The sequence below is a fragment of the Halothermothrix orenii H 168 genome, assembly GCF_000020485.1.
Lineage (GTDB): Bacteria > Bacillota > Halanaerobiia > Halanaerobiales > Halothermotrichaceae > Halothermothrix > Halothermothrix orenii.
On record NC_011899.1, the window covers coordinates 962501 to 979861 of the forward strand.

Annotated in this window: 17 protein-coding genes, 1 tRNA gene and 2 rRNA genes (1 of these 20 running past the window's edge); 17 read left to right on the top strand and 3 right to left on the bottom strand. The window is 38.3% G+C overall.

What is annotated here, in order from left to right; genetic code table 11:
* The 3 genes from HORE_RS04690 to HORE_RS04700 all read left to right on the top strand — a co-directional run.
* A 23S ribosomal RNA gene (locus HORE_RS04690) occupies positions 1 to 1374 on the top strand (it extends 1595 nt beyond the left edge of the window).
* Between the two features lie 144 nt (positions 1375 to 1518).
* Positions 1519 to 1635: ribosomal RNA gene (gene rrf, locus HORE_RS04695) — 5S ribosomal RNA — on the top strand.
* A 38-nt stretch (positions 1636 to 1673) separates the two neighbouring features.
* Positions 1674 to 1749 (top strand) — tRNA-Asn (locus tag HORE_RS04700).
* A gap of 173 nt (positions 1750 to 1922) precedes the next feature.
* Here the strand turns inward: HORE_RS04700 and HORE_RS04705 are convergent.
* Entirely contained in the window at positions 1923 to 2666 is a 744-nt protein-coding gene (locus HORE_RS04705; RefSeq protein WP_012635834.1) for a sulfite exporter TauE/SafE family protein, read from the bottom strand.
* Positions 2667 to 2932: 266 nt separating this feature from the next.
* Here HORE_RS04705 and HORE_RS04710 point away from each other — a divergent pair, with 266 nt between their 5' ends.
* From HORE_RS04710 to rnhA, 4 genes are all read left to right on the top strand, one after another.
* Positions 2933 to 3289 carry a carboxymuconolactone decarboxylase family protein gene (locus tag HORE_RS04710; RefSeq protein WP_012635835.1) on the top strand — a complete coding sequence of 119 codons (357 nt, stop codon included), beginning with the start codon at positions 2933 to 2935 and terminating at the stop codon, positions 3287 to 3289.
* 34 nt (positions 3290 to 3323) lie between these two features.
* Entirely contained in the window at positions 3324 to 4001 is a 678-nt protein-coding gene (locus HORE_RS04715; protein WP_012635836.1) for a mechanosensitive ion channel family protein, read from the top strand.
* A gap of 59 nt (positions 4002 to 4060) precedes the next feature.
* Positions 4061 to 4270: a hypothetical protein gene (locus tag HORE_RS13065; RefSeq protein WP_012635837.1), complete on the top strand. Its 210-nt coding sequence runs from the start codon at positions 4061 to 4063 to the stop codon at positions 4268 to 4270.
* 355 nt (positions 4271 to 4625) lie between these two features.
* The gene (gene rnhA, locus HORE_RS13290; RefSeq protein ID WP_167935798.1) at positions 4626 to 5066 is read left to right on the top strand and encodes a ribonuclease HI; all 441 of its coding nucleotides are present in this window, start codon (positions 4626 to 4628) and stop codon (positions 5064 to 5066) included.
* Positions 5067 to 5160: 94 nt separating this feature from the next.
* Here rnhA and HORE_RS04725 read toward each other — a convergent pair whose 3' ends face one another.
* Entirely contained in the window at positions 5161 to 5565 is a 405-nt protein-coding gene (locus HORE_RS04725; RefSeq protein WP_012635839.1) for a Fur family transcriptional regulator, read from the bottom strand.
* A 269-nt stretch (positions 5566 to 5834) separates the two neighbouring features.
* On the opposite strand from HORE_RS04725, the gene trpS reads away from it, so the two are divergent.
* The 3 genes from trpS (at position 5835) to HORE_RS04740 (ending at position 9142) form a co-directional block, all read left to right on the top strand.
* Positions 5835 to 6836 carry a tryptophan--tRNA ligase gene (trpS, locus tag HORE_RS04730; protein WP_012635840.1) on the top strand — a complete coding sequence of 334 codons (1002 nt, stop codon included), beginning with the start codon at positions 5835 to 5837 and terminating at the stop codon, positions 6834 to 6836.
* Between the two features lie 83 nt (positions 6837 to 6919).
* Positions 6920 to 7951, top strand: coding sequence for a D-alanine--D-alanine ligase family protein (locus HORE_RS04735; RefSeq protein ID WP_012635841.1), 1032 nt, complete (start codon positions 6920 to 6922; stop codon positions 7949 to 7951).
* 33 nt (positions 7952 to 7984) lie between these two features.
* Positions 7985 to 9142: a DNA polymerase IV gene (locus HORE_RS04740; RefSeq protein ID WP_012635842.1), complete on the top strand. Its 1158-nt coding sequence runs from the start codon at positions 7985 to 7987 to the stop codon at positions 9140 to 9142.
* A gap of 66 nt (positions 9143 to 9208) precedes the next feature.
* Here the strand turns inward: HORE_RS04740 and HORE_RS12900 are convergent, their stop codons facing one another.
* Complete coding sequence (locus HORE_RS12900) at positions 9209 to 9346, bottom strand: hypothetical protein (RefSeq protein WP_167935760.1); 138 nt, start codon at positions 9344 to 9346, stop codon at positions 9209 to 9211.
* 153 nt (positions 9347 to 9499) lie between these two features.
* Between HORE_RS12900 and mraZ the strand changes: the two genes are divergently transcribed.
* Genes mraZ through mraY form a run of 7 tightly spaced genes read left to right on the top strand, consistent with a single transcriptional unit; the run spans position 9500 to position 17338 of the window.
* Complete coding sequence (mraZ, locus tag HORE_RS04745) at positions 9500 to 9931, top strand: division/cell wall cluster transcriptional repressor MraZ (RefSeq protein WP_012635843.1); 432 nt, start codon at positions 9500 to 9502, stop codon at positions 9929 to 9931.
* A gap of 12 nt (positions 9932 to 9943) precedes the next feature.
* Positions 9944 to 10879 (top strand): 16S rRNA (cytosine(1402)-N(4))-methyltransferase RsmH, encoded by a 936-nt coding sequence (gene rsmH / locus HORE_RS04750; RefSeq protein ID WP_012635844.1) that lies wholly within the window; start codon positions 9944 to 9946, stop codon positions 10877 to 10879.
* Between the two features lie 7 nt (positions 10880 to 10886).
* On the top strand, positions 10887 to 11363 hold the full coding sequence (locus HORE_RS04755; protein WP_143710027.1) for a cell division protein FtsL: 477 nt from the start codon (positions 10887 to 10889) through the stop codon (positions 11361 to 11363).
* A gap of 12 nt (positions 11364 to 11375) precedes the next feature.
* Positions 11376 to 13463 carry a stage V sporulation protein D gene (locus HORE_RS04760; RefSeq protein ID WP_012635846.1) on the top strand — a complete coding sequence of 696 codons (2088 nt, stop codon included), beginning with the start codon at positions 11376 to 11378 and terminating at the stop codon, positions 13461 to 13463.
* A gap of 42 nt (positions 13464 to 13505) precedes the next feature.
* Positions 13506 to 15005, top strand: coding sequence for a UDP-N-acetylmuramoyl-L-alanyl-D-glutamate--2,6-diaminopimelate ligase (locus HORE_RS04765; RefSeq protein ID WP_012635847.1), 1500 nt, complete (start codon positions 13506 to 13508; stop codon positions 15003 to 15005).
* On the top strand, positions 14983 to 16368 hold the full coding sequence (locus tag HORE_RS04770) for a UDP-N-acetylmuramoyl-tripeptide--D-alanyl-D-alanine ligase (RefSeq protein WP_012635848.1): 1386 nt from the start codon (positions 14983 to 14985) through the stop codon (positions 16366 to 16368). The genes HORE_RS04765 and HORE_RS04770 overlap by 23 nt, the downstream gene beginning before the upstream one ends.
* Positions 16369 to 16372: 4 nt before the next feature.
* A complete protein-coding gene (gene mraY / locus HORE_RS04775; protein ID WP_012635849.1) occupies positions 16373 to 17338 on the top strand; it encodes a phospho-N-acetylmuramoyl-pentapeptide-transferase in 966 nt (321 codons plus the stop codon).
* Positions 17339 to 17361 lie beyond the last annotated feature (23 nt).

Consider the following 17361-nt stretch of genomic DNA (forward strand, 5'->3'; position numbering starts at 1 on the left):
TCCATAACTCCGGAGGGTGATGTCGAGCCGAATGAGGCGAAGTTGTCCAATGAGCCGCCGAGAAAAGCCGCTAGTGAGGTTAATAGTGCCCGTACCGGAAACCGACACAGGTAGGCAGGGAGAGAATCCCAAGGCGCGCGAGAGAACCCTTGTTAAGGAACTCGGCAAAATGGCCCCGTAACTTCGGGAGAAGGGGTGCCGCGATAGGGTGAAAGCCCGAGGCGGTTGCAGTGACCAGGCCCAAGCGACTGTTTATCAAAAACACAGGTCTCTGCTAAGTCGAAAGACGAAGTATAGGGGCTGACGCCTGCCCGGTGCTGGAAGGTCAAGGGGAAGGCTTAGCGCAAGCGAAGGTCTGAACCTAAGCCCCAGTAAACGGCGGCCGTAACTATAACGGTCCTAAGGTAGCGAAATTCCTTGTCGGGTAAGTTCCGACCTGCACGAAAGGCGAAACGACTTGGGCGCTGTCTCAACAAGGGACTCGGCGAAATTGTAGTGTGAGTGAAGATGCTCACTACCTGCGACAGGACGGAAAGACCCCGTGGAGCTTTACTGTAGCCTGATATTGGGTTTTGCTACAGGATGTACAGGATAGGTGGGAGGCTGAGAGGCTGGTGCGCCAGCATCAGTGGAGCCGCCGGTGGGATACCACCCTTCCTGTAGTGAAATTCTAACCAGTGGCCGTAAACCGGTCATGGGACATTGTCAGGCGGGCAGTTTGACTGGGGCGGTCGCCTCCTAAAAGGTAACGGAGGCGCCCAAAGGTTCCCTCAGTGCGGATGGAAATCGCACGAAGAGTGTAAAGGCAGAAGGGAGCTTGACTGCGAGACATACAGGTCGAGCAGGGACGAAAGTCGGGCTTAGTGATCCGGCGGTGGAGCATGGAATCGCCGTCGCTCAACGGATAAAAGTTACCCCGGGGATAACAGGCTTATCTCCCCCAAGAGTTCACATCGACGGGGAGGTTTGGCACCTCGATGTCGGCTCGTCGGATCCTGGAGCTGAAGCAGGTTCCAAGGGTTGGGCTGTTCGCCCATTAAAGCGGTACGCGAGCTGGGTTCAGAACGTCGTGAGACAGTTCGGTCCCTATCCGTCGCAGGCGCAGGATACTTGAGGGGAGCCATCCCTAGTACGAGAGGACCGGGATGGACACACCGCTGGTGAACCAGTTGTTCCGCCAGGGGCATAGCTGGGTAGCCATGTGTGGAGTGGATAAACGCTGAAAGCATCTAAGCGTGAAGCCACCCTCAAGATAAGGTATCCCACTCTTTAAGGAGGTAAGACCCCTGAGAGATGATCAGGTAGATAGGCCGGAGGTGGAAGCGGAGTAATTCGTTAAGCTGACCGGTACTAATAGGTCGAGGGCTTAATCTCATCTCATCATTGTATGCTGTTTTGAAGGTGTGAAAGTGGTTAATATTGAGAGGCCAAAAAGTTAAAAAAGCTGAAATAAAGTGTTGACAAGGCGAAAAAATCTGTTATAATAGAATATGCGAATGAGAGATAAGCAAAAAGTTTTCCGGTGGCAATAGCGGAGGGGCAACACCTGTTCCCATTCCGAACACAGAAGTTAAGTCCTCCAGCGCCTATGGTACTGCGGGGGTAACCCCGTGGGAGAGTAGGTCGCTGCCGGATATTTAATATTAAAATTTAATAGATTTAATAAGTGGCGTTCCCCGATAGCTCAGTTGGTAGAGCAGATGGCTGTTAACCATCGAGTCGCAGGTTCGAGTCCTGCTCGGGGAGCCATTTTTTTATGCCCGATTTTATTTATTATTCCAAAAATTATTATTCTAAAAATTCCGGAGATTAATTTATATCAGGATCTATATTTTTAAAAAGCAATGATTAATTTAAGAACCAATGATTAAAATAAATTATTATACCTTTTATATCAAAAGCTTTTATATTAAAATTTGTGCCTATTCAATTATTAATTTTATGGACATTGAGATTACAGCAATTGTTAATATAAATTTAATTGGTTTATCACCTTTTTTTATGGCAAGGTTACTTCCCAGATAGGCTCCCAGGGAATTACCACAGGCCAGAAGCAAACCGGCCAACCAGTCAATGTTATTGGTGGATATAAATATTATAAGAGATGACAAAGTATATAACCCCACAACAAATACCTTTATACTATTAATCCTTACCAGAGATAAACCTGACATAATTGTTAAAGTACTGATTATTAGAATACCGACTCCAGCCTGAATAAAACCCCCGTAAATACCTATAAAGAAAAATACAATAATGGTAGTTATTTTATTATTCAATAAACTATTTTTATGCTTCTTAACATTTCGGCCAGGGTTCCAGAGAATTAAAATTAACATAGTAATCATGACCAGGGCCAGAATTTTATTAAAAAGTTTTCCGGGTAAATTTATTGCTATTCTGGCACCTATAAATGATCCAAAGACAGCCGGAATAGCTACCATTAATGATATTTTGAGGTTAAAATAACCTTTTTGTTTAAAGTTTAAAGTTGCCACAATATTCTGTAGTAATATAGCAATTCTGTTTGTACCATTGGCTACAGCCGGGGGGAGTCCCATAAAAATTAAAGCAGGTAAAGTCAGGAGGGAACCACCACCGGCCATGGTATTAATAAAACCGGCTCCGGTTCCAGCCAGTAATATAATTATTATTTTGAATAGCATATATTTTTACCTCCATTTTTTATTTAATTACATATAACCTTTATTGATATAATAGATTAAATTAATAATACCATAGTTTAGTTTATTTTCCCAGTCTGATTGAATTTTAAAAGCCTCTCATATATAATGATTATCAAGAATGTATATTATTTATTTTTGTTAATAATTCCTGTAACAAGTAAATTAGACAAAGCGATAAGCCAGGAAGTAAAACCAGATATGTTGTAGCGTTTATCAGTTTAATAATATTATTAAGGGGGATTTTTATGGATGATTTGAAAATGTTTAGAGAATACCGGGAAAAAATGAATGAAAAAATATTATCTGAAAAAAATTTGAATATAAACCGTTTTTTTAACCTGGACACCAGGGTTTATAAAGATGGTTATCTCTCCAGCAAAACAAAGGAGATGCTGGGTCTTGTTTCTTCAATGGTATTAAGGTGTGATGATTGTATTAAATATCATCTAATTAGATGTAAAGAAGAAGGTGTTATTAGGGAAGAATTCTTTGAAATATTTAGTGTAGCCTTAATAGTCGGGGGTTCTATAGTTATACCTCATCTTCGTAGAGCTGTTGATTTTTTAGAAGAACTCGAAAAAAAACAGGAAAAAGAAAAGTAAAATAGATGTTAACTTTAATAAAGGTTGTGTTTATATGGAGTGGTTAGATAACTTTATTAATATAAATTCAGAATACAGAAACAAATTAATTTATACAGTTATTATTGTTACTGTTATAGCAATTATAAGGTGGGGTATTAACAAAATAATTAGTTCAAAGGTTGATGATGTTGCTCTTAAATACAGATGGAGAAAGGTATCAAATTATTTATCTTTTTTATCAGGAATAATATTTGTGTTACCCCTCTGGTTAAAAGGGTTTCAATCCCTGATGACTTTTCTGGGACTGTTTTCAGCTGGTCTGGCTATTGCCCTCAGAGATTTGCTTTCTAATCTTGTAGGGTGGTTATTTATAATCTGGAAGCGACCTTTTACCCTGGGAGACAGGATTCAAATTGGAGAGTACTCAGGTGATGTTATAGATATACGAATATTTCAGTTTTCTTTAGTTGAGATTGGTGAATGGGTACAGGCAGATCAGAGTACCGGAAGGGTATTACATATTCCCAATGGGAAGGTATTAAATACCAGTGTGGCCAATTATACTGCCGGATTTGAGTATATATGGAACGAGATACCGGTGCTGGTAACCTTTGAAAGCAACTGGGAGAAGGCCAGACAAATATTACTGGATATTGTGAGTAAATATGTTGAGGATACTGAAAATATTGTTCGAAAAAAAAACTTAAACAGGCATCAAAAAAATACCTGATACAATATGGCAAATTGACTCCCATTGTGTATACCAATGTCAAAGATAGTGGGATTCTTTTGACTGTCAGGTATCTATGTGAAGCAAGAAATAGAAGGACCAGTGAAAACTTAATCTGGGAAGATATCCTGAGGTCTTTTTTACAGGAGGATGACATAAATTTTGCATATCCAACCCAGCGTCTGTATTTAAAAGAGTTATCTAAATATAATGTAATGGGAAACCGGTCTAACGGAGAAGGGATTAAAGGTGGAGATGAAGATGTTTAAAATTAAAGCTGTCGCTTATGTAAAAACCCCGATTAAAAATAAAATAAACCAAAAACAAATATCCAATTCCAGTAATTATTATATTAAGCTTAAGGAAGAATTGAAAAATAAAATAAACATTTATAAAAATAATAAACAATTATATATTATTTATTATGATTGTGATACCGTTAACAGTTTAAATAATCTGGCTATAGATCTTGTTAAAGTAAAGGATTTAAAAAACAGTAAGTTGATTATAGATCCAGTCGATATCAGGGATGAGACCCCAGTTCTTGATATTATACCCTGTTGTGATAATAATGGAGTTAATTTTAAAGAGAGGGATATTTCAATAACAAGGGAGATGACAAAGATGGAACCAATTAAAGTATATACAGATGGTGCCTGTTCCGGGAACCCGGGACCAGGTGGTTATGCTGCTGTTATATTGAATCAGGGGCAGGAAAGAGTAGTAGCCGGGTATGAAGATGAAACCACCAATAACAGGATGGAACTGAGGGCTGTAATAGAAGCTTTAAAAGAGATAAAAGAGGGTAGAGAGGTCCATGTTTATTCTGATTCAAGTTACATAATAAACGGTATGAAGAGCTGGATTGATGACTGGAAAAAACGGGGGTGGAAAACAAGTAGTAATAAACCTGTTTCCAATAAGGATCTGTGGTTAAAGCTTGATAATCTATCCAGTAAATTTAACATTAAGTTTAAAAAAGTAAAAGGACATTCAGGTGATGAATATAACGAAAAGGCTGATTCTCTGGCCAGGAAACAGATAGAAGAGAATAGTCCTGAATAAAAAAGAATCATAAACTTTTTAGTTATAAAATTTGTTTAATATAATAAAACAGGTAAATACCTTTTAATTTATGGTATTTACCCTGTGTTAAACTTTAATTTTTGTTTTGACATTCTGGACATACCCCGTAAAATTCAGTACGATGATAAGTGACTTTAAAGGCAGTATTTTCATTAACTTCTTTATTAAGGGATTCTTTTACTGGAATATCCACATCATAAACACGCCCACATTCCAAACATTTAAAATGATAATGGTTTTCAGGGTTGCCGTCATAACGGCTGTAGGTACTCCCATAATCCAGGACCATTATTTTTCCCATTTCAGCCAGTACGTTTAGATTTCTATAAACAGTACCAAGACTGATATTGGGTATTTCTTCTTTTACCTGTTCATAAACCCAGTCAGCAGTAGGATGGGACTTTGTGCTCTTTAATACTTTAAGTATGGCCTTGCGTTGTTTGGTCATCCTTGTCTTTTTTCTTTTATTTTTTACCATATTGTCACCCCCTTGATAAAGGAAAGTGTAATTAGTAACTATTATTAATTTATTTTAACATAATTCATCTGAATATGCAAGGTTTCTTTATAGTATAGTAACAGAGCTGATAAGGGTCAGTTAATTTTCTTGACTGTTTATTACGATTTTGGTATGATAAATAAAAATAATTTTCCTTTTGTGGAACCTTATGCCCTTTGCTTTTTATATGGGATGGGCATTTTTTTATAATGCATATTATTGAGGAAATAACAGGAGGGGTGGTTATAATGGCAGAGAAAAAAAAGAAAAGGATATTAACAGGAGATAGGCCGACCGGGAAATTACACCTGGGTCATTATGTAGGGAGTCTGCAAAACAGGGTAAGATTACAAAAAGAATATGATACCTTTTTAATAATTGCTGATGTTCAGGCCCTGACAACCAATTTTGAAACACCTGAAAAGCTGTCCCGGGATGTCAGGCAGGTAGCCACAGATTATCTTGCTGTTGGGATAGACCCTGAAGTGACAACAATATTTGTTCAATCTATGGTACCTGAAATTGCAGAGTTGACTGTTTTTTATTCTATGATTGTTACTGTTAACCAATTACGGCATAATCCAACTATTAAGTCTGAAGCTGCCCAGTATGGCTATAATGATATGACATATGGTTTTCTGGGATATCCGGTTAGTCAGGCAGCTGACATTACTTTCTGTAAAGCCAATCTGGTCCCCGTAGGTGAAGATCAGCTTCCTCATATTGAGCAGACCAGAAGAATTGTAAGAAAATTTAACAATCTATATGCTCCTGTATTTCCAGAACCCGAAGCACTTGTCAGTGATATACCAAGGTTGGTTGGGCTTGATGGCAAAAGCAAAATGAGTAAAAGCCTGGATAATGCTATTTATCTTTCTGATAGTGAAGAAGAGGTTAATAGAAAGGTTCAAAAGGCGGTAACTGACCCGGCCCGTATCAGGAAAACTGATCCGGGACATCCTGAAGTTTGTACTGTTTTTGAGTATCATAAGGCTTTTAATTCAGATGAAGTTAATGAAATTGAGGAAAAATGTCGGGCTGGAAAAATTGGCTGTGTGGCCTGTAAAAAGCGTCTGGCAGAGGTTTTAAATAATCTACTGGAACCAATGAGGGAGCGCCGTGTTAAATATGAACAGAATCCTGATATTGTTGACGAAATATTAATGGCAGGCACTAAAAAAGTCAGGGAAATAGGCAAAAAGACACTTGAAGAAGTACGGGAGGCAATGCATTTAAATTATTTTAAGTAATATTATCGTTAAAATGCTGTAATTATTAATAAGGAAAATAAAGTTATGTATATAAGAAAGGAGATTAAGAAAGGGGTCTTGGTGTGAGTAAATTAAGGCTTGGAGTTTTGTTTGGGGGACGCTCTCAGGAACATGAAGTTTCTGTTATGTCGGCCAGGTCAGTTGTCAAAATGGCCAAAAAAGAAAAATATAAGGTAATTCCCTTTGGTATAACCAAAAAAGGTCAATGGGTCGGACCCGAGGAATCGTGGAATATACTGAACAATGGAATAAATGAAGTTAAAGCCAGTAAAGATAGGTGTATTACAGAGAGTGTCAGGGTATTCCTGGATCACAAACTGGATATTGTTTTTCCTGTTTTACACGGTCCTTATGGAGAGGATGGCAAGCTTCAGGGATTTTTAGATTGTCTTGATATCCCCTATATAGGAGCCAGTGTTTTATCTTCGGCAGCCGGTATGGATAAGGAAATAATGAAAAACTTATTTAGCTATCATAAAATTCCCCAGGCCAGATACAGGGTTTATCGACAGAATCATTTAGAAAATGGACTGGATGGCATTATCTCAGAAATAGATCGATTTTTAGGATGGCCCTGTTTTGTTAAACCGGCTAATATGGGATCAAGCATCGGGGTCAGCAAGGTTCATTCTCCTGGGGAAGTAAAAAAGGCCCTGGAAAAGGGATTTTATTATGACCGTAAACTTATTTTTGAAGAATTTGTAGAGGGGCGAGAAATAGAGTGTTCAGTGCTGGGTAATGACCAGGTTGAAGCTTCACTACCCGGTGAAATTCTTCCCGGAAAAGAGTTTTATGATTACGAAGCTAAATATAAAGATAACAAAACCCGACTGGTGATACCTGCCTCTCTGGATGAAAGTGTTATTGATAAGGCCAGAAACCTGGCAATTAAAGCTTTTAAAGCTATTGATGGTAATGGGTTTGCCAGAGTTGATTTTTTCTTAAAGAATAACGGAGTGCTTTTAGTAAATGAGATTAATACAATACCTGGTTTTACTCAATATAGTATGTACCCCAAATTATGGGAAGCAACCGGTCTTAACTACCCTGATTTAATAGATAAATTAATAGAACTTGCCCTGGAGGACAGATAGGTTTAGGCCAAAACAAACCAGGGGGCGACAAACATGGAATTGGATATTATGCATGTAGATATGGATGCCTTTTTTGCCTCTGTGGAACAGCTCGACAATCCTGAATTTAGAAGGAAACCGGTCATTGTAGGTGGAATAGATTTGGAAAATCGCGGTGTGGTATCCACTGCTTCATACGAAGCCCGCAAATACGGGGTAAAGTCTGCTATGTCAGTGGTAGAGGCCAGGCGGCTTTGCCCTGAAGGTATTTTTGTAAAAGGGAGGCATAGCAGGTACCGGGAAATTTCAGAAAAAATATTCAGGATATTTAATACTTATACTCCTCTGGTGGAGAAGGTTTCTATAGATGAAGCCTTTCTTGATTTAACAGGCTGTCATCGCCTCTTTGGTTCTTCTGTTGAAATTGGTAAAAAAATAAAGAACAAAATAAAAGAGCAGCTCGGATTAACTGCTTCCATTGGTTTGTCATATAATAAGTTTCTGGCCAAGCTTGCATCTGGAATGGATAAACCAGATGGCTTTTTTATCATTGATGATAATAATGTAGACAAAATTCTCAACAAATTATGTGTTGGTGAGGTCTGGGGGATAGGAAAAAAGACAGAGCAATTACTTTTAAGTAAAGGGATAAAAACAGTTGGTATGTTAAGGCATTTATCTAAATCAGATTTAAAAGGTATACTGGGAAAACAGGGACTTCAACTATATTATCTGGCCAGAGGAATTGATGACCGTCATGTGGAGCCTGGAAGTGATATAAAATCAATAAGCCATGAAGAAACTTTCAGTGATGACCTTATAGACCCTGATGAGGTTATGTCCCATTTGATGAATATGTCGGAACGTGTGGCGCGTCGTTTAAGAAAAAACTGCTTGAAAGGGAGTACAGTATTTATTAAGGTAAGATATAATAACAGGGTTACCCTGACTCGCCGAACTACCATAAAGGAGTATGTTGATGATACAGATAGTATTTATAGGACAGGTTTATTATTAATTAAAAAACACAACTTATTAAGTAAACCCATAAGGCTTCTGGGAATAGGTATGGCTAATCTTACCGACAATAATGGCATTCAGTTATCATTATTTACTGACAGAGTAAGGAAAAAAAGGCTTACTTCTACTATCGATAAAATAAAAGATCGTTATGGAGAAAAGAGTATTACCAGAGGTCGAAATCTGACATAATTTTAATATTATATTTAAACCTAATAGTTAAGATTTTGTTAGAGTGTCCCTTCCGGGCGCTCTTTTTTATTTTTGTTTGTTTCGTTTAAATATTTTAAGCCATTTTAAAAAGGAAGGCAATTTAAAAGCACCACCGATTGTTTTGGTGTATTCATCTTTTTTATCCTTGTTTTTAGTCCAGGCAAAGAAGAAATTAATTTTCATACGAATTCCCTCCTGTTCTTCACAAGTATAATATGCAATAAATAGATAAAAAGTGAAAAAATAAAAAGGATTTTTTTTAGCAACAAAGAATAAATAAATATAGTGGTAGATAGTGGGGTATTGTGGTTAAAAAGTGGTAGAGGGTGAGCCACCATGTTTATGGGTGAATACAAACACAATATGGATAGTAAAGGAAGAATAATAATTCCTGCTAAATTTCGTAGTGAGCTGGGGGATAAGTTTGTGGCCACCCGGGGTTTAGACCACTGCCTTTTTGTATATCCTATGCATGAGTGGAGTAAATTAGAAAAAAAATTAACTTCATTGCCGATAACCAGTAAAAATGCCAGGACATTTGTTCGCTTTTTTTTCTCGGGAGCAACAGAATGTGAATTTGACAAGCAGGGGCGAATTTCAATTCCTTCAAACTTAAGAGAATATGCAGAACTGCAAAAAGAAGTAGTTATTATTGGACTTGCTAACAGAATTGAACTCTGGTCTTCCAAGAGATGGGGAGGATACCTGGATTCTGCCGAAGAGTCATATGAAGAAATTGCCGCTGCCATGGAAGACTTAGGTATTTAAATGGGAGTGTTTTTGTTGGAACATAAACCTGTATTATTAAAAGAATCACTTGACTATTTAAAGTGTAAAGAAAATGGAATATATATTGATGCCACCCTGGGTCGGGGTGGCCATACTGAAGAAATCATAAAGGCTATAAATGACAGGGGCCTTGTAATCGGGATTGACCGTGATCATGAGGCCATTGAGTCGGTTAAAAAGAGATTAAAAAAGTATTCAAGTTTAAGGACTGTACATGATAATTTTACAAATATACCATTTATATTAGAACAATTTAATATCAAAGCCGTGGATGGAATGTTGTTTGACCTGGGGGTATCATCACCACAGTTTGATAATCCGGAAAGGGGTTTCAGTTATCGTAAAGAGGGTCCCCTTGATATGAGAATGGATAAGAATCAGGAACTGACTGCAGAATATATAGTAAATAACTTTTCCCATGAAGAGTTAACAAATATATTTAAAGAATATGGGGAAGAACGATGGGCTTCCCGGATTGCCAACTTTATCATTAAGTCCCGCCAACATAAACCAATTAAAACCACATTGCAGCTTACCACAATTATAAAAGACGCTATTCCTGCTTCTGCCAGACGAAAGGGTGGACATCCTGCCCGTCGCACTTTTCAGGCCCTGAGAATTGCAACCAATGATGAATTAAATATTTTAAAAAAGACCATAAACCATGTTGTAAAATTTTTGAAACCAGGTGGTAGAATTTGTATCATTAGTTTTCATTCTCTGGAAGATAGAATTGTTAAAAAAACCTTCAGAGAACTGGCCCGGGATTGTGTTTGCCCCCCTGATTTCCCGGAATGTGTTTGTGACCATAAAAGGAAACTTAAAATAATTACTAAAAAACCGGTTAAACCAGGGGAAAATGAAGTTGAAAATAATCCAAGGGCCCGAAGTGCCCGGCTCAGGGTTGCTGAAAGAGTTCTAAATTAAGAGGTGGGTGAATAAATTGTTACAGACGAGTTATAAGTATGACTATAACTATAATAATTTAAAAAATGAAGATAAGAAAAGTAAAAATAATCGTTCTGTAACCAGGGTTGTTTTTACTTATTTGATAGTAATTATTATTATGGGAACCTGTATTGTTGCCTATTTGTCACAGACCCTGACAATAACCCACCTCTCATATAAGGTTAATGAACTTCAGAATGAATTACAAAAAATAGATAAAGAAAACCATGAGTTAAGTCTGGAATTGGCCAGGGCAACTTCGCTATCTAAAATAGAGAAGATTGCCAGGAATGAATTACATATGGTTGAACCGGAAAAAACAGAAATTATAGTTTTGAATAATAATGACACAGATATCAGTAATAAAAATAAGAATTCAGATAGAGATAAAATATTTTTTCTCCATTTTATTGATAAGATAATAGATAGAATTGGTACTGTTAAGGCTGGTTCCCGTAAGTAGGGAGGCTGGATCATGAACCTGCCCGGGTTAAAAATAAAAAAAAGAATAGTATTTTTGTTTATCATATTATTTTTACTTACTTTTTCTCTGGGGTTAAGACTGATCTGGATTCAGGTTATTAATAGTGAACATTATCAGGAAGAAGCCTTAAATCAGAGGTTGCGCCATTTAAAGGTTGAGCCCAAAAGGGGCACCATTTTTGACCGTAATGGGGGGAAACTGGCTGTTAGTGCCAGTAGTGAGACCGTAATGGCGATACCCCTAGAAGTTAAAGAACCCCGCCAAACTGCTCAAAAGCTCAGTAGAGTTCTTGATATGGAGCCTGAATATATATATAAACGACTCACGAAAAACGCCAGTGCTGTATATATAAAAAGAAAGGTAGATGAAAAAACAGCCAACCAGGTTAGAAAATTAAATCTTCCCGGCATTACTTTTACAGAGGAAAGCAAACGTTATTATCCCAAGGGAAGTCTCGCCTGTCATATCCTTGGCTTTGCCGGTATTGATAGTCAGGGGCTTGATGGTGTAGAATTATTTTATGACAGGTATTTAAGAGGGATACCTGGGAGAATTGAAGTAGAAAGAGATGCTTCGGGTCAGACTATCCCGGGAGGGATACAGGAGTATGTACCCCCTGAAAATGGATATAATCTTTATCTGACGATAGATGAAGTAATCCAGTATATAGCTGAGCGGGAACTGGACAGAGCTTTAAAAGATTTTAGTATATCTGGAGGCACTATAATTGTTATGGAACCGGAGACAGGTAGTATCCTGGCTCTGGCCAACCGGCCTGCTTATGACCCCAACAATTTTGGAGATTTTCCTCAAAAATACTGGAGGAATCGTGCTATTTCAGATGGCTTTGAGCCCGGCTCTACCTTTAAAATTATAACAACGGCTACAGCCCTCGAAGAGGGAGTTGTAAATGAAAATGACCGTTTTGTTGATCCCGGGTATATTATAGTCAGTGGTGAGAGGATAAAATGCTGGAAAGCAGGTGGCCATGGCAGTCAATCCTTTGCTGAGGTTGTAAAAAACTCATGCAACCCTAGTTTTGTTCAGGTTGGAATGAGAATAGGTAAAGAAAGTTTTTATAACTATATTAACGCTTTCGGGTTTGGAAAAGATACCGGTATAAAATTACCAGGTGAGGCTGAAGGGCTTTTGCCTGGATTTGATGACATCGGCCCGGTTGAACTGGCTACAATGTCTTTTGGTCACGGGATAACTGTTACTCCCATTCAACTGGTAACTGCAGTTTCAGCAGTTGCCAATGACGGAATGTTAATGAAACCGAGGCTGGTAAAGGAAATCAGGACCCCTGATGGGGAGTTGGTTAAAGAGATTAAACCGGTCAGGGTCAGACAGGTTATATCAGAGGAAACTGCCCGGAGAACTTTAAAATTACTGGAACAGGTCGTAGCTGATGGTACCGGAGTTCAGGCCCAGATAGATGGTTATAGAATAGGTGGTAAAACCGGTACAGCCAAACATTATGGGGTTCAGGTCTATGATTCTTCTTTTATAGGTATAGTTCCGGTAGATAACCCGCGTTTTGTAATTCTGGTAGTTTTATATGATGTGACCGGGTTTCCCTATTATGGAGGCCAGACGGCGGCACCGCTTTTCAGAAATGTTGCCCTTGATGTTATTAGATACCTTGATATACCTCCCCAGTACTCCCCCCTCGATAAAAAACAAGAAGAGACTGAGGAGGTAGTTGTACCAGATATTATAGGGAAAAAGGCAATAAAAGCTGAAGAGGTATTGAGAAAAGCCGGTCTAGATGTTAAACTAGTAGGTATGAAGGAAAAGGTACTACGACAGGTACCCCTACCAGGTGCCAGGGTAAAAGAGGGAACAACCGTTATTATATTTACAGAAGAAGGAGAAGGTATTGAGCAAAAATATAATGTAACCGTACCTGATTTAACTGGGATGACGGTTAATGAAGCATTAGACCTACTCTTTGAACTGGGGCTTAAAATGGATTATAATGGCAGTAAAGAAAGTTTAATTATTACCCAGGATATCGAGCCTGGCAGCAGGGTTCCAGGTGGCACCACTATAATAGTTGAAGTCAGTGATGATTAAATTTAACCTGATGTGGTTAAAATAAATACGGGGGGAAGAACATTGAAAATATCGGAATTAATTAAAGATATAACACCAGTTGAAACCAGGGGAGACCTGGATAAAGAAATAGATAATATTGTTTATGATTCCCGACAGGTTACTGATAATTCCCTTTTTATTTGTATAGAAGGTTTTAATACTGACGGGCATAAATATATAGATAAAGCGATTAAAAAAGGGGCTGTAGCTGTAGTTATAGAAAAAGACCTGGAAGTATATTCTGAAGATATTACCTATATACGGGTTAATGATAGCCGGGAAACTATGGGTTATTTAGCCTCTACTTTCTATAATTATCCTTTAAAAAACTTATCTTTAATAGGAGTAACCGGTACTAATGGTAAAACTACAACAACATACCTCATAAAAGCTATACTTGAAGAAGCCGGTTTTAATACTGGTTTAGTAGGGACTATAAAAAATATAATTGGTGATGAAACTCTTCCAGCAACCAGAACTACCCCTGAATCACTGGATTTATACCGCCTTTTTGCCAGAATGGTTGACTCCGGGGTTACCCATGCTGTTATGGAGGTTTCTTCCCATGCCCTTGATCTTAAAAGGGTTGAAGGTATGGAATTCAAAATAGGGGTATTCACAAATATTAGTCAGGACCATCTTGATTACCATAAGTCCCTTGATGAATACCTTAAAGCAAAAAGTCGCCTCTTCCGGCAACTGGAACCAGGAGGGTGGGCGGTTGTTAATATTGATGATTCTCATTCAGATAAGATAATTAAGTCTACTACAGGTAATATTATAACTTATGGTATTGAAGGAGATTGTGATTTAAAGGCTAATGAAATTAATCTGTCGCCAACAGGTGTTTCATACCATGTTTCCGGTAAAGAGAGTTTTAAGATTGACCTTAATCTAACCGGTCTTTTTAATGTTTATAACTCACTGGCTGCAATATCCTGTGGACATGTGCTGGGAATTAATGGAGAAACAATAAAAGCGGGAATTGAAAAAGTCCAGGGAGTTGCCGGTAGGTTTGAACTGGTTAACGAAGGACAGGATTTTGCAGTTGTGGTGGATTACGCCCATACCCCTGATGGGATGGAAAATGTGCTAGAAACAGCCCGGGAATTTGTTAAAGGAAATATAATAGTTGTTTTTGGTTGTGGTGGTGACAGAGATAAGGGAAAAAGACCACTGATGGGTAAAATTGCAACCCAACTGGGGGATTATTGTATAATTACCTCTGATAATCCCCGGTCTGAAGACCCCATGGAAATAATAAAGGATATTGAAAAAGGTATACAAGAAGAAGTGATTTCAGATACACCCTATGTTAAAGAACCTGACCGCAGAAAAGCAATCTTCTCTGCTATAAACTCTGCCCGTAAGGATGATATGGTAATTATTTTTGGAAAAGGGCATGAAACCTATCAGATTTTTAAGGATAAGACTATTCCTTTTGATGATAGAGAAGTAGCCAGAGAAGCTTTGAAAAATAGAAAAAAGGGTGAAGACCATGATACCAATGAGTCTGGCTGAGATTAGAAATGCTGTTTCTGGAAAAATAATTCAGGGAGACCCCAAGAGTAAAATAACTGATATATCTATAGACAGTAGGACTATTAATCCTGGTGATATGTTTGTTGCCATTATTGGGGAACGTTTTGATGGTCATAGTTTTATTCCTGAAGCGGTTTCGAAAGGGGCCAGAGCTTTAATTGTGGATCACAGTATAAAGGCCTATCCAGGGGTAGGAATCATCCTTGTCGAGGATACTACCAGGGCCCTCCAGGATCTGGCCCGGTATCACCGGATGTTAATAAAGGGTTTAACGGTAATCGGTATAACCGGTAGTGCCGGCAAAACTACTACCAAAGATATGATTGCTTCAGTATTGAAGGAAAAATATAATGTTACTAAAACCAGGGGTAATTTAAATAATTACTATGGTCTTCCCCTGACATTGCTTTCATTAGATGGGGATGAGGAGATTGCTGTCCTCGAAATGGGAATGAGTAAACTGGGGGAGATAGAACTTCTGGCCAGTATTTCCAAACCAGATATAGGTGTTATCACTAACGTGGGTCCCACTCATCTTGAAAATTTAAAGACAGTCGGTAATGTGGCCCGGGGTAAGAGGGAGTTGATAGAAGGACTTCCTACCAATGGTCTGGCAATTCTTAACTATGATAACAAATATGTCAGGGACATGAAGGATTATGTAGAGGGGAAAAAAGTAATATATTATGGGTTTTCTCCTGAGGCCGATGTTTATGCTGAACACATAAAAGTTGATGAAAAAAATAAAAATATAAGTTTTATTGCCCATTATAAGACCGAAAAAGAAAGAATTACTTTACAAAAACCGGGAAAGCATAATGTCTATAATGCCCTGGCGGCCATCGCAGTAGCCCGTTATTTAAGGGTGGACTGGGGTGGTATAAAAAATGGTCTGTATAATATTGATCTGTCATCATTAAGATGGGATGTCAGAGATTTAGGTAACGAGATTACCCTGATAAACGACACCTATAATGCCAATCCTCTTTCCATGAAAGCTGCTATTGAGGCCACTTTTGATATAGCACAGGAAAGAGTGATAACCGTTCTTGGAGGTATGCTCGAACTCGGCGACATGGAAGAGAAGGCCCATGTTGACCTTGGTAGATATGTTGCAGAAAGAAATGTAGATGTTTTAATTACAGTTGGAGAACTGGGGAGGTTGACGGCCAGGAGTGCCGAAAAAGAGGGTATGAAGAACGTTTATCAGGCTGATAATAATCAGGAAGCCTCCAGAGTGTTACTGGATTTAATAAAAAAAGGTGATACAATTTTGGTTAAGGGTTCAAGAGGAAACAAAATGGAAGAAATAGTTAAGATGGTCAGTTCACAGGAGGATTAAAACTATGGAATATTTTGTAGCCCTGTGTGTGCCGTTTTTAATATTGATGATATTTGGACGGGGGTTAATCAAATTACTAAAAATATTAAATTTTGGTCAACAGGTCAGAAATGAAGGTCCAAAATCCCATTTAAACAAAGAAGGAATACCTACCATGGGCGGGGTTTTAATAATACTGGCTATTCTGGTTACTTCCTTAATCTTTGTTGATTTAAAGACCCCGGTTATCTGGGCCCTCATTACTACAACCGGTATGGGACTGGTCGGTTTTTTTGATGATATTATTAAAGTAAGGACCAGGAGGTCACTGGGGTTAAGGGCAAGAGAAAAGCTGGCCGGACAGGTTTTGTTTGGCCTGCTGCTGGCCTTATATGTTTATTATTATTCAGATATAGGTTCAACACTTATTATACCCGTTTCAGGACAAGTTATCGACCTTGGCTATGTTATTATTCCCTTTATTATTGTGGTCGTTATCGGGACTGCTAATGCTGTAAATTTAACTGATGGACTGGATGGACTGGCTGCTGGAGTTACCCTGATTGTAGCCAGTGCTTTTGCAGTTATTACATCTGGTCTGGGTTTGCAGGGTTTAACCTGTTATTCCCTTATTATAAGTGGGGCCTGTCTCGGTTTTATCTGGTATAATAGTCATCCAGCCCAGGTTTTTATGGGGGATGTGGGTTCACTGGCCCTTGGTGGAGCTATTGCTTCCATAGCAGTTCTTTCCAGAACCGAGTTGTTTTTACTGATCATAGGAGCTGTTTATGTTGTTGAAACCCTGTCAGTTATAATACAGGTTATCTACTTTCGGTTAACAGGTGGTAAAAGAGTTTTTAAAATGACTCCAATTCATCATCATTTTGAGTTAAGTGGTCTGGCTGAGTCAAAGGTTGTAGCCAGATTCTGGATAATAAGTCTTATATTTGCTGTACTCGGAATTATATCTTTTTATCTTATCGGTAGTTAACTTAAGGTTTTTTATAATTGATT

Excerpts from the sequence above, each read along its gene's own strand:
- HORE_RS04705 (WP_012635834.1), bottom strand. The coding sequence starts at position 2,666 with ATGCTATTCAAAATAATAATTATATTACTGGCTGGAACCGGAGCCGGT.
- HORE_RS04710 (WP_012635835.1), top strand. The coding sequence starts at position 2,933 with ATGGATGATTTGAAAATGTTTAGAGAATACCGGGAAAAAATGAATGAA.
- HORE_RS04715 (WP_012635836.1), top strand. The coding sequence starts at position 3,324 with ATGGAGTGGTTAGATAACTTTATTAATATAAATTCAGAATACAGAAAC.
- rnhA (WP_167935798.1), top strand. The coding sequence starts at position 4,626 with ATGGAACCAATTAAAGTATATACAGATGGTGCCTGTTCCGGGAACCCG.
- HORE_RS04725 (WP_012635839.1), bottom strand. The coding sequence starts at position 5,565 with ATGGTAAAAAATAAAAGAAAAAAGACAAGGATGACCAAACAACGCAAG.
- trpS (WP_012635840.1), top strand. The coding sequence starts at position 5,835 with ATGGCAGAGAAAAAAAAGAAAAGGATATTAACAGGAGATAGGCCGACC.
- HORE_RS04740 (WP_012635842.1), top strand. The coding sequence starts at position 7,985 with ATGGAATTGGATATTATGCATGTAGATATGGATGCCTTTTTTGCCTCT.
- HORE_RS12900 (WP_167935760.1), bottom strand. The coding sequence starts at position 9,346 with ATGAAAATTAATTTCTTCTTTGCCTGGACTAAAAACAAGGATAAAAAA.
- mraZ (WP_012635843.1), top strand. The coding sequence starts at position 9,500 with ATGTTTATGGGTGAATACAAACACAATATGGATAGTAAAGGAAGAATA.
- HORE_RS04760 (WP_012635846.1), top strand. The coding sequence starts at position 11,376 with ATGAACCTGCCCGGGTTAAAAATAAAAAAAAGAATAGTATTTTTGTTT.
- HORE_RS04770 (WP_012635848.1), top strand. The coding sequence starts at position 14,983 with ATGATACCAATGAGTCTGGCTGAGATTAGAAATGCTGTTTCTGGAAAA.
- mraY (WP_012635849.1), top strand. The coding sequence starts at position 16,373 with ATGGAATATTTTGTAGCCCTGTGTGTGCCGTTTTTAATATTGATGATA.